The sequence below is a fragment of the Apibacter muscae genome (assembly GCF_007845595.1).
In the GTDB taxonomy this organism is placed as follows: Bacteria; Bacteroidota; Bacteroidia; order Flavobacteriales; family Weeksellaceae; genus Apibacter; species Apibacter muscae.
In genome coordinates this window covers 75813-91870 of record NZ_SELI01000015.1, presented here as the reverse complement: position 1 = coordinate 91870, position 16058 = coordinate 75813, and the positions used below count along the sequence as shown (strand labels likewise).

Sequence of the window (16058 nt, the reverse complement as noted above, 5' to 3'; positions counted from 1 at the left end):
TTATAATATTATTAGTGGAAAAAATAATTATTGGCATTGATCCTGGGACGAATGTAATGGGCTATGGGGTGATTCGTGTTCTTAACAAAAAAATGGATTTAGTTTGTATTGATGAATTAATTTTAAATAAAATTGACTCTCACGCTTTAAAACTTAAAAAAATTTTTGATAAAACACTCGCTTTAATCGATACCTATCATCCGGATGAACTAGCGATTGAGGAACCTTTTTATGCGAAGAATGTGCAATCCATGTTAAAACTAGGACGAGCGCAAGGGGTAGCTATGTCGGCTGGACTTTTAAGAGAAGTTCCAATTACAGAATATTTGCCAAAAAAAGTTAAAATGGCAATTACCGGTAATGGGAATGCTTCCAAAGAACAGGTGGCAGGAATGCTTAAAACCCTATTAAATTTAAAAGAATTTCCGACAAAATATCTGGATGCTTCAGATGGTCTGGCGCTTGCCGTATGTCATTTTTTAAATAGTGGTACTTCTTCATTAGCAAATAAAAAAAGTTATACCGGTTGGGAAGCCTTTGTAAAAAATAATCCAAAGAAGGTAAGTAAGTGATAAAAGTTATACAGGAATTTCTTGTAAATACTAAAATATGGGTATCATTAATGATTACCGCCTTATCCGTATTTTTAGGGTTAGCTAATCATCAAATAGATTTAAATAAACAACTAATACTTTTTTTTTCTTCATTGGCAGCCTATAATTTCATATGCTTTTATGAAATATGGAAAACTAAAACTTTAAATCATAGATCTTTATATATCTTCATTTTAAGTATAGGGACAGTTGTATATTTATTTTTTAAACAAAATAACTTATACAGGCTTATAGCTCATACTATAATTTTATCAGTATTAGTTTTAATGTACAATTCAAGAATATTAAAGCTACATTTTAGGTCTATCTCTTTACTCAAAATATTTATAATATCATTTGTGTGGACCTATGCCATATTTTGGATGGGTAACGCAATAGATTTTTCCATTGGATTATTTATATCTGTGTATTTATTTGTATTTGGAATAACTATACCCTTTGATGTTTATGATATAAGAGAAGATAAAATACTCACGATTCCCAAATGGATAGGTATTAAGAAGAGTAAATGCATATCTTACTTTAGCTTAGTAGTTTCATGTATAATTTTAATTTATAGCCTCAATTCATATATATACACTGCTTATAAAATTAGTTGGGGAATTAGTTGCCTGATAGCAATGGTTATGGTTTATTTTACGAATTGTAAACAAGCGTATCTATATACGCGTTTTTGGGTTGAAGCCTGTTCAAGCTTTCCACTTCTCCTCTTATATATATTTAAATAAGTAAAAAGCCGTCATAATTTTTATGACGGCTTTTAGCACTCATTAAAAAGTTGTTATGAGTTTTAACGGAATCTATCTACAGATTTTATAAGTTTTTCGTCCTTATTGATATATTTATTTGCCATGGCAAGCAGAATAATCAGCAGAACCGGAACAAAAAATTCAACACCTTTCATAGGAGAAAGAACTCCTCCAGGAGAGCTTAGTAGATGGTAAACCATATAACTAATTAACATTACGTTGATAATTATATTTAGATAATTAATTTTCATTTGTATTTTTCTCTTTTTAAAACTAAATAGAGAAAAGAAAGACAATAAACCAATCAAAAATAATAGACACATATCTATCCAATCATCAGGAATAAGGTCAGTAATAAATCCAGCAACAAGACTTAATATTCCAGTAATCGTTAAAAAAATACTCTGAATTCTCTGAATCAAGATTTATAGTTTTAAAGCTACAAATATAAAAAAAATTCGTGTTTTAATAAAATATTTTGTAATATTGCCTTACAAACTACTAAAGATTAGTACAGTATATTCTATAAATTAGAAAGTCACTACTTTGTCTTGAACAAAAAACAAATTAATCAAGTTTATTTTTTACGATAATAACAACATTTAAATCATTTTATTTAACATATATATGTTTGAGGAACAGAAGCTAAAAGCAATGAAGGTTGCTGAATTGCAAGAGATTGTAAATAAATTAGGTATCAAAACTTCAGGGTCAAAAAAAGCAGATTTAATAGAATCTATTTTATCTAAACAAAAAAATGAGGAAAATATAGATAATTCAGAATCTCATAATTTTACTTCAGAAGAATCTACCAATCATGATAAAGTCCTTGAAGAAGATAAATCTCAAAGAAAAAGAATTGTATCTAAACAGTCTCAAGATAAGCCTTCAAATCCCAAACAAGTAAATATAAATGTAGAAGATAATATTAAAAGTTCTTCTATTGAAGAAAAAAAAGATAGATTTCCTGAGGAAACTATTGTAGAAAGTCAGCAGGCAAGACGTTCTCAAGTTATTTTAAAAAAGAATTCTGGTAGCACTCATTTTCAAAAACCAACAGTAGAGAAAGAAGAAAGAAAAACTACAGATGATGTAGAAAAAAATAATTTTCAAAAGAAAAGAAAGCCCAACGACTACAATAAACCCAATAATAATCATTCCAATAAATATAGATCTTCAGAGTATGAATTTGAAGGCATAATAACAGCGGAAGGGGTGCTTGAAATTACCCAAGACGGTTACGGTTTCTTACGCTCATCGGATTTTAATTATCTATCCTCTCCAGACGATGTTTACGTATCACTATCTCAAATTAAACTCTTTGGATTAAAAACTGGAGATACAGTTACAGGTGAAGTTCGTCCGCCTAAAGAAGGAGAAAAATTCTTTCCTTTAGTTAAAATTATTGAAATAAATGGAAGAGAGCCTTCTTATGTTAGAGATAGGGTTTCTTTTGAACATTTGACTCCATTATTTCCAGAAGAAAAGTTTAAATTAGCAGGTGTAGGAGCAACGCTTTCCACTCGCGTAGTAGACTTGTTTTCTCCAATAGGAAAGGGACAAAGAGGAATGATAGTGGCTCAACCCAAGACAGGAAAAACTCTTTTATTGAAAGATATTGCAAATGTAATATCTATGAATCATCCAGAGGTATATATGATTGTACTTCTTATAGATGAGCGACCGGAAGAGGTGACAGATATGCGAAGAAGTGTAAAAGGAGAAGTTATTGCTTCTACTTTTGATGAATCTGCAGAAAAACATGTTAAAGTAGCTAATATTGTTCTTTCAAAAGCGCAGAGAATGGTTGAATGTGGGCATGACGTTGTAATATTATTAGATTCAATCACAAGACTAGCCAGGGCATACAATACCGTATCTCCAGCGTCTGGAAAAGTACTATCAGGAGGTGTAGATGCCAATGCTTTACATAAACCAAAAAGATTTTTTGGTGCAGCTAGAAATATAGAAGGAGGAGGATCTCTTACTATTATAGCGACGGCTCTTATTGATACGGGTTCTAAGATGGATGAAGTTATCTTTGAAGAATTTAAAGGAACAGGAAATATGGAGTTGCAGTTAGATAGAAAAATTGCAAATAAAAGAATTTATCCTGCTATAGATCTAGTTTCGTCATCCACGAGAAGGGATGATATTTTACTAGATCCAGTTACCCAACAAAGGATGTGGATTCTAAGAAATCATTTAGCTGATATGAATTCTTTAGAGGCTATGGAATTTTTAAAAAATAGATTATCTAAATCAATCTCTAACGAAGAATTTTTACTTACTATGAATAAATAAGTTATAGTTCTTATTTATTCAAGAGATTTTTAGGAATGTTTGTAAATTAATAACTGTTTGGATTTAACGGTTAGTAAATTCATCATTATAAACATTCAATAAAAGAAAAAAGGTTGATAATAATATAGGTCCAAAGATTAAACCTAAAAAACCAAATATTTTCATTCCAAAAATTACTCCGAAAATTGTAATTAATGGATGTACGTTGTCTAACTTTTTTAATAAGGTAAATCTAGCTATATTATCAGAAGACCCAACGATAATAAATCCATATAAAACAATAAATATAGGTTGCCAGGTTTGGCCAGAAGTAAATAATATAATTCCTATGGGTAGATAGGCTAAGGCTGCCCCAACTAAGGGGATCATTGCAGCAAATGTGGTTACAGCAAACCAAAACCATAAGTTATCTAAACCAATCATTATATAACCAATAGTTGCTATAATACCTTGAATTAATGCTACGGCTGGTATACCAATGGAATTGGCTAATATCATTCTTTTTAAACGATTTCCTAATTTTAAAGTATTTTCTAATTTTAAAGGAGACCATTGGGTTAAAGTACTCTCTAGTTTACGAATATTCATAATCATAAAAAAGAAAATTAAAATAGAAAATACAAAAACTACACCTATATTTATAGTGGAATTGAGTATTTGGGGGATAAATTTTCCAGCCCAACTGCTAACTTTTAAAAGATTTTCTTTACTTAAGAGATCAAAATTATACTTCGTTTGTAAATCGTGCATAATTTTGAGAATAGAATCATTTAAGTTTTTGGAATATGCAATAGCTGTTGATACTTTGGAATAAGTTAGTTCTATAATAAGATAAACAGGAGCTGAAATAAGTATAAAAGCTAATACAAAGATTAAAAAAACCGTTAACCATTTATTCCATTTATTTTCTTCAGTCAGTTTTAAAAATAAATCTCTAGATAGGGTATATAAAGTAATAGCGCCTAATAAACTTGGTAGAAATATTACCAGTTGGCTGAATATTAAGGTAAATAGTAGCAATAATATAACAATAAATAGAACTTGATGTATAGTTTTTTTGCTTATTTTATCAACCATTGTGTATTTAAATTTGATGTAAATATAAAATTAAAATGTAAAAAAACGGTTGAATTTATTATAATGCTAGTTCAGTTTAGTTAATTTTTTTTCAACCCAAATAGTTGCAAAAGGAAAGAAGGCTGACATTAAAGCAAATACAAAATCTTCATCGTCCCACTTATACAATTTGCGTGCATAAACAGCTAATATTAAGTACGCCGTAAAAAAAAATCCATGAATAATTCCCGATGGAATCATAATAATAGGAGTATTAAACATATATTTTAAAGGCATAGCAACAAGAAAAAGCAGAAAGCAACTAAATCCTTCAGCATAACAAACTAATTTAAAATATTTATCTAAATTATTATTATTATTCATAGTACGAATATACCATCAATTTACAAATTTAGAATTATAATTTGATTATTCGCTTATGAATGATTAATATTGTATCGAAAATGGCTTAATTTATATGAATACTATATAGAAATTCGAGTATGAAAAAATATTTTATCTTCTTTTTATTATTTTTATTACCTTTTGCTGGAAAAAGTCAATCTAAAATTAACGTAATCTTTCAAATCGTTGATGCTAAAACTAAAAAATGTTTAAGTAACGATTTAAATAAAGAAATTACATTCCAGTATAAATATGATTCCTTATTTAAGGATATTAAAACATTTACTACAAATAAATGTTTTAATAGTTATACGATTTCTAAAAAAACAGGTAGATTTAAAATATTAATTTCAGTATCAGGATATCAAACTCAAGAAATTATTTTTGATGTTAAAGAAAAAACATTAGGTCCGCTATATCTAGGCAAAGTTTATGTTAACCTTCCCAATAATCAACAAATGTTGAAGAAAAACAAGTTCAATAAGAACCAAGGGATTGTCGTGAGTGGTAAAAAGGAATATCTAAAACCTAAAGAGATTCCCAAACAAAATCAAGATAAGATAGGAGATAAGGATTCTACTGTAGGAATACAATATACTAAAAGCATAGGTGAAGATAGTATATCTACTCTTCCAAGTTTAAAGTCGAGTACTTTAAAACCCACTCCATTTAACAATAATGATGACAATATTTATTTATATGATAAAGATAAATTACTTTCCTCAAATCCTAACACGAAGTGGAATGTAGATAACCATAGCAATAAATATAAACCTTTGTCAAGTTTTCCTATTTTAAATAAAAATGAAACGTCAAATGTTTACACTCCTATTGATAATTCTATAAAAAATCATGAGAGTGAGGAAAAGCCATTAGAATCTAATGTTCATATAAACAACGAATCAACTCTAAATCTCATATTTAAAATAGTTGATAGTAAAACAAATGCTTGTTTAACAGATGATTTAAATAAAGAAATTAAATTTCAATACAAATATGATTCCTTATACAAGGATGTAAAAACATTTAACACAGCTAAGTGTTATAATAGTTATACGATTTCTAAAATACCAGGAAAATTTAGAATTTTAGTATCTGCTATAGGCCATCAAACTCAAAGTATAGACTTTGATGTTGTAGAAAGTCTTCCTGATACCTTACTTATAGGTAATGTTTACATGAATAATATTGGAAATATAGGGGAAGTTCCGGATACTCTAAGCAATAGCGAAATAACAAATATGGAAGGAGTGGTTGTAGTAGGTGGAAAAAAAGAAATGATAAAAGTGGAAGCGAATAAAACCACATATTCAGTGAAAGATAATGAGTTACTTTCAGGGGGTAATGCAGAAGAAGCATTAACTAAAATCCCAGGTGTTATTAAAGGTTATGGGGGAGAATTAACCGTTAATGGTAAAAGTATGGCTATATATATAGATAATTCACCTACCGGTTTGTCAGGTTCTGATTTGGAAGGATTATTGCAAGGAATGCCTGCAAGTTCGATTGAAAAAATAGAAATAATTTCTAATCCTGGAGCTTCTTATGAAGCTAATACTGGGGGAGGGATTATTAATATAGTTACCAATGGAAGAGCATCACTTGGATTAAATGGTACGGCAACAGTGAACTATCGTTTTAATAAACAAAACATTGTTAGTCCATCTATCAGTTTAAATACCCGTAAAGGATCTGTAGGTTTACAGCTAAACTCAGGCTTTAGTTATAGAGAAAATGAAACTTTAACTTCTTATAATAGAGAGTTTACCTCTTTTTCACCCTCTGTTTTAATGAATCAAAATAATAATAATAGCAGTTACAATCGTTTCTACTATTTTAGACCTTCCGCAAATATTCGTTTAAATGATAGAAGTAATATTCTTATAAACTATAATTTTAATTATAGCCATGATAATAACTCCAATTTGGGCGTATTATCAGGTATGGATAATTCAGGGAATTTAAATCTTATAAATAACTTCAATTCTAAAAATGATAATACGAACCATGAAATAATTGCAAAGTACAGAACAGAAATTGATAGTTTAGGGAAAGTATTTGATATTACTGCTTATTACTCTAATTTCAATAAAAATTTGCAAAATAGAGGTATACAAAATAATTTAGGTATATATGATTATTCAATAAATGAAATCGATTCAAAGTCAGATAACTTTTATCTTAAGTCAAATATTGAAATACCTATCCATGAATTAGATTTAACAATAAATGCGGGTGGAAAATTTTCATTAAATAGCTCTTCAAGCAAAGGGAAATATAATTTATTAAATAGCTCACCATTAATATTTGATAATCCAAATTACAATACTTTTATGGATTTTAAATATGATGAAAATCAATATGCATTATATACGGAGTTAAGCAAAAACTTTAATAAGTTAAGTATAACCGCTGGTTTAAGATATGAAAACTTAGAATATACTAGTAAAATAAAAGAAAGCTTACAAAAATCAAAACATTCATTAGAAAAATTTTACCCATCATTTAGCTTATTGTATAGGCTTAATTCAACCATCAATTTTAATGCTTCCTATAGGAAAAGTATTTCGCTTCCTTCTTATACTAGCTTAGATCCAAATATTACTGGGTATTATGATGAATACAATACCACTACGGGTAATTTATTTTTAGAACCCAATTATTATGATAATTATGAAGCTTCTATAAGCGCATTCAATTATTTAAGACTCGGTTTTCAATATACTCATTCAAAAAGCATTAACCTTATGAGTTATGAGAACGCACCAAATTCGTTAGTGGTAAATCAAACAACTAAAACTTATAACGGAGTTAATAGTTATAATATATCCTTAGGAGTTCCAGTTCCGTTTGAGTTAATTACTAAAGGGAAAAAGTTTTTCGATGAACCCATGAATGTAAATAAAATGAGTTTCTTTTATTTTTATACAATGTATAATTACTATAAGATTGATGACTATCCTTATATGGATAAAGTGAAACCTATGTGGTTTTATGCTTTATATACTCAAATTGTTCTTCCTAAAGAAATTAAATTAACTGGATTTTACTTATTCAGTTCCAAGGATGGCTATTTCCAAATATATAAATCACAACAGCCGATAAATTATTCTAATATAGAATTATCAAGATCTTTCTATAATAAGAATTTAAAAGTTTCTTTAGGGATGAATAATGTATTTAGCCCAACTAAATTAAAAGCACAGATTACTAATCCGAATTTATTAACCAATTTTTATCAAAGGAATCAAAATCAATTATACTATATAAAATTATCGTATAATTTTGGAAAACTTAAAAATATGAAAAAAGAAAATACGGAAATTGAAACCGATAAGACTAAGGAAAGTAATCAACTAATTCCAACCCCCTTAAATCCTTAAAATTTAAAAGGTCGGCTTATTTATAGCCGACCTTTTTTAAAATTATTTTTTTAGCATTTTTATATGTTCAATTCCATCTTCTAAATATATTTTTCCAATTTCTTCAAAACCTAATTTTTTATAAAAATTAGTGGCGTAAAATTGAGCACTTATTTTAATAGGCTGTTTACCTAGAAGATTGTATAAATTTTCAATTGATTTATTCATAAGTATTTTACCTAAACCAATGGAACGAAATTTGTTTTTTACAACAACTCTTCCAATAGAAGCTTCAGTAAAGGAAATATTCTTAGGTAGAATTCTAGAATATGCACCCAATTCATTTTTTATATATATTAACATATGATAAGCTTTTAAATCTTTGTCATCTAAATCCTGATATATAGAGTTTTGTTCAATAATGAAAACTTCACTTCTAAGTTTTAATAAATGATAAAGCTCAGTTATTGACAATTCATTAAATCTTTTAATTTTTAGAGATATTTCCTCAGATTTATTTTGCATTTTTTATAAAATATTCAACTTTTTCAACCATTTCTTTAGAACCACAAATAAAAGGCGTGCGTTCATGTAATTCAGACGGAGTTATATCTAATATACGATTAAATCCATCGCTAGCTTTGCCACCGGCCTGTTCTGTTAATAAAGCGATGGGGTTGCATTCATACAACAAACGTAATTTACCTTTAGGCGCATTAGAATACGAAGGATAAATATATATTCCACCTTTTAATAGATTTCTATGAAAATCCGCCACTAACGATCCAATATATCGAGAGGTATAAGGGCGATCTTCATTTTCTTCTTGACAATATTTTATATAGTTTTTAATGCCTTGTGGGAATTTTATGTAATTCCCTTCATTGATAGAATAAATTTTTCCATTTTTAGGTATTTGAATGTTAGGATGTGAAAGATAAAAAGTACCTAAGGAAGGATCTAAAGTAAAACCATTAACCCCATTTCCTGTCGTATAAACAAGCATGGTAGAAGAACCATAAACGATATATCCAGCAGCAACTTGGTTTTTTCCAGGTTGTAAAAAATCCTCTGCCTGAACGGAACCTTCTAAAGATGTTCTTCTATAAATAGAAAATATGGTGCCTACGTTAACATTTACATCAATGTTTGAAGATCCATCTAAAGGATCAATAAGAACCACATATTTGCTTAAACTAATATTATTTTTAGCATGAACTTTAATATAGTCCTCATTCTCTTCGGAAGCAATTCCGCATACCACTTCTCGATTATTGAGCGCAGCTATAAAAGTTTCATTAGCAAAAACGTCTAGTTTTTGCTGTTCTTCGCCTTGGATATTATGATTCCCCATAGCACCAACAATATCAACCAAACCAGCTTTATTAACTTGTTGGTTAACTACTTTAGCTGCTAGTTTTATGGAGCTTAAGAGTCTAGAAAGTTCTCCAGATGAATATTGGAAATCGGCTTGTTTCTCAATAATAAATTCACCTAAGGTTTGTGGGTTTTTAGTTTTAGTATTTATCATTTTAATTCAATTATGAATTTTTCAAATATATTCAAATTTTAAGTAGTTATTTAGTTATAAATAGAATTGTTATATATTTGTTCATATTCCTATGAATCAGTAGCGTTTTTAAAAAAATCTTGCTTAGATGTTTAATTAATGATACAATTAGTAAGAAAAAAGTTTAGAAACGATGGAGATAGAATATAAAATTAATAAACAATGAGCTTAATATCTATTAAAGATTTACAATATGTTTTAAAACTAAATAAATTTGGCTTTTTAGGGGAAAGTTTGGCTTGGGTATTAATGCATATTCTAAGACTTAATAAAGTCAATAATATATATGATAAAGTAAAAAATTTAACAGCTCAAGAAGCATATCAGAGAATTTTAGACGAACTAAAAGTAACCTATAAAATACATGAAGAAGATTTAAAAAGAATTCCCGAAAGCGGACCATTTATCATAGTTTCAAATCATCCTTTAGGGGCATTAGACGGAATAATACTTATGAAAATTATTTCTGAACGAAGATCGGATTTTAAGATTATGTCTAATTTTTTACTAAAAAAAATAGAACCTTTAAAAGATATAATTATACCCGTTAACCCATTTGAAACACGTAAAGATGTTTTTGATAACAAAACGCCAATTATGGAAGCTTTACGATATTTAAAGCAAGATCATTGCATAGCAATGTTTCCTGCAGGAGAAGTTTCGCATTACAATAGAAAAACAAAAAAATATGAAGATAGGGAATGGCTAGAAGGTAGTTTGAAATTAATGAAAATGGCAAAAGTGCCCATTATTCCTATTTATTTTCACGCAAAAAACAGCAATTTTTTTTATAAAATGTATGACATTCACCCGGATCTACAAACGGCAATGCTTCCGGTTGAAATGGTTAGGAAAAGAAAGAAACCGATACAAATACGAATAGGGAAATCCATTTCCGTTAAACAGCAAAATGATTATCCTACAATTAAAGAATATGGAAACTTTATAAGGAGTAAAGTGTATATGCTAAAATCTTTTTACACTGTTAATAAAGATCCATTTAAAAATTTAAGATTTCTTTCAGTCGCAACAATGATGAAATCGGCGAATTCTGCCAAACAGAAACCTATCATAGATGAAACTCCAAAAGAATGCATCTTAAAAGAAATAGAATTACTTAGAGAATTTAATTGTGATTTGTTTACCAATTATCAATACGAAGTTTTTTTTGCAAAACCCGAAAAAATCCCTAATATCTTAAGAGAGATTGGCAGGTTGAGAGAAATAACCTTCAGGGAAGTAGGTGAGGGAACCAATGAAGCTTTTGATTTAGATGAGTTCGATCAGTTTTATCGACATCTTTTTCTTTGGGATAGTGGAAAACAAGCCATAGTTGGTTCCTATAGAATGGGAATGGGAGAGGAGATCTACAAAAAACATGGAATTAAAGGTTTTTATACAGCTTCATTGTTTGAATATGACCAAGAAATACAACCTTTTTTTAGAAAAAGTATTGAAATGGGACGTGCATTCATAATGAATGAATTTCAGCAAAAACCAATGCCGTTATTTTTACTATGGAAAGGAATTGTTCATGTATGTTTAAGAAATCCTTATTATAAATATTTGATTGGAGGAGTAAGCATTAGCAATCAATTTTCAAATTTTTCAAAATCTATAATGGTAGAGTTTATGCGCTCGCATTATTACGATGCTTACGTGGCGCAATTTGTACATCCAAAAAATGAATTTAAAGTAAAATTAAATGATACTGAAAAAGATCTTTTTTTTGGCGCGGCTGAAAATGATTTGAATAAATTTGACAAATTAATAGACGAATTAGAACCCTCTTTAAGATTACCTGTACTTATAAAAAAATACTTCAAACAAAACGCTAGAGTAATAGCATTTAATGTAGATCCTAAATTTAATGATGCTATTGATGGATTAATGTATATAAGAATAAGTGACATTCCTAGTGATACGATTAAACCAGTTCTCGATGAATTACAAAAAGAAATGGATAAAGAAAAAATTAGTAGTTAATATATTATTAAATATTTTTTAACTAAAATTTTTGTCATTTAATTTTAAAACAATAATATTTACTAAACAATCTTATTAACAAAACATAAGTTTTTTAATTTTTAGCTTATTTAGCTAAATAATACTCAATATTTAATTGTTGTTTATAAAATTCTAATAATTTATTTTCACACTAAATTGTTATCGTTAAATTTTATATATTTATCGTATTAATTTAATATAAATAATGATAAACAGTTTATTAAATAAAAAATCTATTAATCAATTAGATACAGTTAAAGTAAAGCAGGGGAGATTTGTAAATTTTACTGATTCTGTATCTGTGGAAGAGCCTCTCGAGATTAGAATTTTGTTTGGATCGACTGGAAATAAAACGGAAAAAAATATTTCCATTACCATGAGAACTCCAGGGAATGATGTGGAACTGGCAATAGGTTTTTTATTTACAGAAGGAATAATTAATTCCTATAAAGAAATAAAGACTGTGAAAAGTACCGAAGAAGGTACTCCTTTATTGCAAGAAAATAGAGTTATAGTAGAGTTGTCAGACGGCTATAATCCGGAGATAGGGAATTCTGATCGGAATTTTTATACAACATCTAGTTGTGGTGTCTGTGGTAAAAGCTCCATACAGGCTATAAAAACAGTGAATAAGTATCAAAATATTAAAAAAAAATCATTAAAGATAAATACAGAAATTTTTTATGCTCTAGCCGAGGTATTAAAGAAAACCCAATCAAATTTTGAAATTACAGGGGGTATTCATGCATCAGCAATTTTTGATTTAGAAGGGAATTTAAATGCTATGAGAGAAGATGTTGGTAGGCATAATGCACTAGATAAATTAATCGGGTATTTTTTAATCAATAATCATTTGCCACTAAATGATAAAATACTTTTATTAAGTGGAAGAGCAAGTTTCGAACTTATTCAAAAAGCATCAATGGCAGGGGTTTCATTAATAGCTTCCATAGGAGCTCCGTCAAGTTTAGCAGTAAGTATAGCAAAAGAATTTGATATGACATTGATTGGGTTTTTAAAGAAAGATAGTATGAATATTTATCACAAATCATTAAAGCATTCTTTTTACTAAAAAGTATTTAGAATATTTAAATCAATATTCGTAATAATATAAACATAGATTATAAGTATACTACTAAACAGAGAATAGTTATGGCTAAAGATAATAATACAGAAAATTTAGAATCAAAGGATCCAAAAGATGAAAATCCATATAATTTAACAGGAAAATTAAAAGTAAGTGATCCAGAAAAAAAGGCAGCTGGTTTTACAGCAGTAAAGGTTTCGTTAGAAAACCTGATTGATGAAAAAACTTTATTAAGAGGAGGAAAGGCATTATTTAGCATGAATCAATTCACAGGGTTTGATTGTCCCAGTTGTGCATGGCCAGATCCAGATGATGAACGATCTTCTCTAGGTGAATACTGCGAGAATGGTGCAAAAGCTTTGGCAGCAGAAGCTACTAGTAAAAAACTTGATCCAGAATTTTTTCAGGAAAACTCTGTCTATGAGCTTTCAAAACTTGATGATTTAAAAATTGGAAAATTAGGTAGATTAACTCACCCATTATATTTACCTCCGGGAGGAACCCATTATCAAGCCATTGAGTGGCAGGATGCATTTAATAAAATAGCAAATCATCTTAATGAATTAGATTCACCCGATCAAGCAGCATTTTATACCTCTGGTAGAACCAGCAATGAAGCTTCATTTGTATATCAGTTATTTTGCAAAGAGTTTGGAACCAATAATATGCCAGACTGTTCAAATATGTGTCATGAAACTTCAGGTACAGCATTGTCTCCAACCATAGGTATAGGTAAAGGAACGGTTAAATTGGAAGATCTGTACGAAGCTGAGATTATCATTAGCATCGGACATAACCCAGGCACTAATGCTCCAAGAATGTTAAGCGCTTTAGAAAAATGTAAAAGTAATGGAGGTAAAATTATTTCAATAAACCCTTTGCCTGAAGCAGGTTTATTTGGATTTAAAAATCCACAAGAAATTAAAGGTATGCTTGGTGGAGGAGTTAAGTTAACGGATGTTTATTTACCGGTTAAAATAAATGGGGATATGGCTTTATTAAAAGCTTTAGAGATCCTATTATTTGAATTTGAAAAACAATCCCCAGGTAAAGTTCTAGATAAATCATTTATTCAAGAAAAAACCGTAGGCTTTGAGGAATTTTCTAAACAATTTTCTAAATATAAATTAGAAGATCTGTCCGTAGAATGTGGTATTTCCGTACAACAATTGCGTGAAGTTGCAGAAATGTTAGCCTTTAAAAATCGAATAATTATCTGTTGGGGAATGGGTATAACTCAGCAACCCAACGGTGTAGATATGGTGAAAGAAATGCTTAATATTCTCTTGATGAAAGGGAGTATAGGAAAGAAGGGAGCCGGTGTTTGTCCAGTGCGTGGACATAGTAATGTGCAAGGGAATAGGACAATGTTAGTGAATCATAAACCTACAGATGAACAACTAGATACGTTGGAAGAAGTATACGGATTTAAAATGCCAAGAAGTCATGGTTATGATGTAGTTCATACTATCAAAGCCATGCACGAAGAAAAGGTTAAAGTTTTATTCTGCATGGGAGGAAATCTTTTATCAGCAGCTCCCGATACAAACTTTACCTCAAATGCGATAAAGAAATTAAACCTTTTAGTTACAGTTTCTACCAAATTAAACAGAGGACATTTAGTTCACGGTAAAGAAGCAATTATTCTACCTACGTATTCACGTTCAGATATGGATATTATGGACGATGAGGTTCAGATTATAAGTACCGAAAACTCCATGGGAGTAGTTCAAGCCTCCAAAGGGGTATTAAAGCCAGTTTCCAATAATCTGATTAATGAAATGCAAATTGTTTGTAGGATGGCTTTAGCAACCTTTGGAGAAAAAAGTAAAGTTAATTGGAAGCGTTTTCATGATAGTTATGATGCTGTTAGAGATGATATTGCTAAGTGTATACCAGGTTTTGAAAATTACAATGAGAGAGTGCGAGTGAAGGGAGGTTTTTATCTGCCTAATGGAGCAAGAGACAAACAGCAATTTTCTTCAAGCTATAACTATAAAGCACCCTTTACTATTTCTGACGTGCCGGAAAATAGATTGGAAGATGATGAATATTTAATGGGGACAACACGAACACACGATCAATTTAACACAACGATATATGGAATGAATGATCGGTACAGAGGGGTGCATAATGAGCGTAGAGTGATCTTTATGAATGAAGATGACATACAAAAAGCAGGGTTAAAGAATGGGGATAAAGTTGATTTATTTAATTACGATAATAATGTAGAAAGAATTGCTCCACTGTTTATAGTAGTTTCTTATAATATTCCTAAAAAGAATACTATGACTTATTTTCCTGAAACGAATGTATTAGTGCCTATTGATAATATTGTTAGAGGAAGTAATATGCCAGCATCTAAATACGTGAAAATTAAAATTAAAAAACACGATCCTAAAATTTATGATAGAATTGAGGTGTAGTTTCATAAGTTTAAAATTATTAAAAGATAAATATTAAATCTAGATTTATAAAAAAAATAATAGATTTATATAAAGCTAAGTCAAACTAAAACCCGATTCATTAATAATTGAATCGGGTTTTTATTTTTTTTAATCTTAGTTTCAATAGAATAAGAAGCTAAAAATTAATTTATTAAGTTAATAGATAAAATTAAATTTAGAGAAATTATATAATAGTAATTTACTAGAGTAATATTTTTTTTATTAAGAAAGCAATCTATAAAAAAATAAATGAATAAATAATATATTTATATCATTATTATATAATTTTATTTAAATTTGCTCATCAAAAAAAACTAATTATAATTAATTATTCTAATATATAAGTATTTATACTTATTAAATCCCAACCATCTTACTATAGATTAAAGTAATATCAAGCACTCATATTATGCTTTATGATAAAGATATATATGTTCAGGATTTGGTATGCACAATT

The 16058-nt window shown here is 28.9% G+C and carries 12 protein-coding genes; 7 read left to right on the top strand and 5 right to left on the bottom strand.

Annotated elements, in window-relative coordinates; all coding sequences use genetic code 11:
• Window positions 1-5: 5 nt before the first annotated feature.
• Window positions 6-572, top strand: a complete 567-nt coding sequence (gene ruvC / locus ETU10_RS01540; protein ID WP_260391882.1) for a crossover junction endodeoxyribonuclease RuvC — start codon at window positions 6-8, stop codon at window positions 570-572.
• Window positions 569-1342, top strand: a complete 774-nt coding sequence (locus ETU10_RS01535) for a UbiA prenyltransferase family protein (RefSeq protein ID WP_146309457.1) — start codon at window positions 569-571, stop codon at window positions 1340-1342. The genes ruvC and ETU10_RS01535 overlap by 4 nt, the downstream gene beginning before the upstream one ends.
• Before the next feature lie 62 nt (window positions 1343-1404).
• Here the strand turns inward: ETU10_RS01535 and ETU10_RS01530 are convergent, their stop codons facing one another.
• Window positions 1405-1785, bottom strand: coding sequence for a DUF4293 family protein (locus ETU10_RS01530; RefSeq protein WP_146309456.1), 381 nt, complete (start codon window positions 1783-1785; stop codon window positions 1405-1407).
• Window positions 1786-1990: 205 nt separating this feature from the next.
• Between ETU10_RS01530 and rho the strand changes: the two genes are divergently transcribed.
• Entirely contained in the window at window positions 1991-3667 is a 1677-nt protein-coding gene (rho, locus tag ETU10_RS01525) for a transcription termination factor Rho (RefSeq protein ID WP_146309455.1), read from the top strand.
• 63 nt (window positions 3668-3730) lie between these two features.
• Here the strand turns inward: rho and ETU10_RS01520 are convergent, their stop codons facing one another.
• Both ETU10_RS01520 and ETU10_RS01515 read right to left on the bottom strand, forming a co-directional pair.
• Window positions 3731-4744 carry an AI-2E family transporter gene (locus ETU10_RS01520; RefSeq protein ID WP_146309454.1) on the bottom strand — a complete coding sequence of 338 codons (1014 nt, stop codon included), beginning with the start codon at window positions 4742-4744 and terminating at the stop codon, window positions 3731-3733.
• A gap of 66 nt (window positions 4745-4810) precedes the next feature.
• A complete protein-coding gene (locus ETU10_RS01515; RefSeq protein WP_146309453.1) occupies window positions 4811-5107 on the bottom strand; it encodes a DUF3817 domain-containing protein in 297 nt (98 codons plus the stop codon).
• A gap of 119 nt (window positions 5108-5226) precedes the next feature.
• On the opposite strand from ETU10_RS01515, the gene ETU10_RS01510 reads away from it, so the two are divergent.
• Complete coding sequence (locus ETU10_RS01510) at window positions 5227-8511, top strand: TonB-dependent receptor domain-containing protein (RefSeq protein ID WP_146309452.1); 3285 nt, start codon at window positions 5227-5229, stop codon at window positions 8509-8511.
• Window positions 8512-8553: 42 nt separating this feature from the next.
• On the opposite strand, the gene ETU10_RS01505 is transcribed toward ETU10_RS01510, so the two are convergent.
• Complete coding sequence (locus ETU10_RS01505; protein WP_146309451.1) at window positions 8554-9015, bottom strand: GNAT family N-acetyltransferase; 462 nt, start codon at window positions 9013-9015, stop codon at window positions 8554-8556.
• Entirely contained in the window at window positions 9005-10021 is a 1017-nt protein-coding gene (fbp, locus tag ETU10_RS01500) for a class 1 fructose-bisphosphatase (protein ID WP_146309450.1), read from the bottom strand. The genes ETU10_RS01505 and fbp overlap by 11 nt, the downstream gene beginning before the upstream one ends.
• A 201-nt stretch (window positions 10022-10222) precedes the next feature.
• Between fbp and ETU10_RS01495 the strand changes: the two genes are divergently transcribed.
• The 3 genes from ETU10_RS01495 to ETU10_RS01485 all read left to right on the top strand — a co-directional run bounded on the left by ETU10_RS01495 (window position 10223) and on the right by ETU10_RS01485 (window position 15580).
• Window positions 10223-12046 carry a lysophospholipid acyltransferase family protein gene (locus ETU10_RS01495; RefSeq protein WP_146309449.1) on the top strand — a complete coding sequence of 608 codons (1824 nt, stop codon included), beginning with the start codon at window positions 10223-10225 and terminating at the stop codon, window positions 12044-12046.
• Between the two features lie 226 nt (window positions 12047-12272).
• The gene (fdhD, locus tag ETU10_RS01490) at window positions 12273-13139 is read left to right on the top strand and encodes a formate dehydrogenase accessory sulfurtransferase FdhD (protein WP_146261400.1); all 867 of its coding nucleotides are present in this window, start codon (window positions 12273-12275) and stop codon (window positions 13137-13139) included.
• Window positions 13140-13219: 80 nt separating this feature from the next.
• Complete coding sequence (locus ETU10_RS01485; RefSeq protein ID WP_146291468.1) at window positions 13220-15580, top strand: FdhF/YdeP family oxidoreductase; 2361 nt, start codon at window positions 13220-13222, stop codon at window positions 15578-15580.
• The last annotated feature ends 478 nt before the right edge of the window (window positions 15581-16058 follow it).

Excerpts from the sequence above, each read along its gene's own strand:
- rho (WP_146309455.1), top strand. The coding sequence starts at position 1,991 with ATGTTTGAGGAACAGAAGCTAAAAGCAATGAAGGTTGCTGAATTGCAA.
- ETU10_RS01520 (WP_146309454.1), bottom strand. The coding sequence starts at position 4,744 with ATGGTTGATAAAATAAGCAAAAAAACTATACATCAAGTTCTATTTATT.
- ETU10_RS01515 (WP_146309453.1), bottom strand. The coding sequence starts at position 5,107 with ATGAATAATAATAATAATTTAGATAAATATTTTAAATTAGTTTGTTAT.
- ETU10_RS01510 (WP_146309452.1), top strand. The coding sequence starts at position 5,227 with ATGAAAAAATATTTTATCTTCTTTTTATTATTTTTATTACCTTTTGCT.
- ETU10_RS01505 (WP_146309451.1), bottom strand. The coding sequence starts at position 9,015 with ATGCAAAATAAATCTGAGGAAATATCTCTAAAAATTAAAAGATTTAAT.
- fbp (WP_146309450.1), bottom strand. The coding sequence starts at position 10,021 with ATGATAAATACTAAAACTAAAAACCCACAAACCTTAGGTGAATTTATT.
- ETU10_RS01495 (WP_146309449.1), top strand. The coding sequence starts at position 10,223 with ATGAGCTTAATATCTATTAAAGATTTACAATATGTTTTAAAACTAAAT.
- fdhD (WP_146261400.1), top strand. The coding sequence starts at position 12,273 with ATGATAAACAGTTTATTAAATAAAAAATCTATTAATCAATTAGATACA.
- ETU10_RS01485 (WP_146291468.1), top strand. The coding sequence starts at position 13,220 with ATGGCTAAAGATAATAATACAGAAAATTTAGAATCAAAGGATCCAAAA.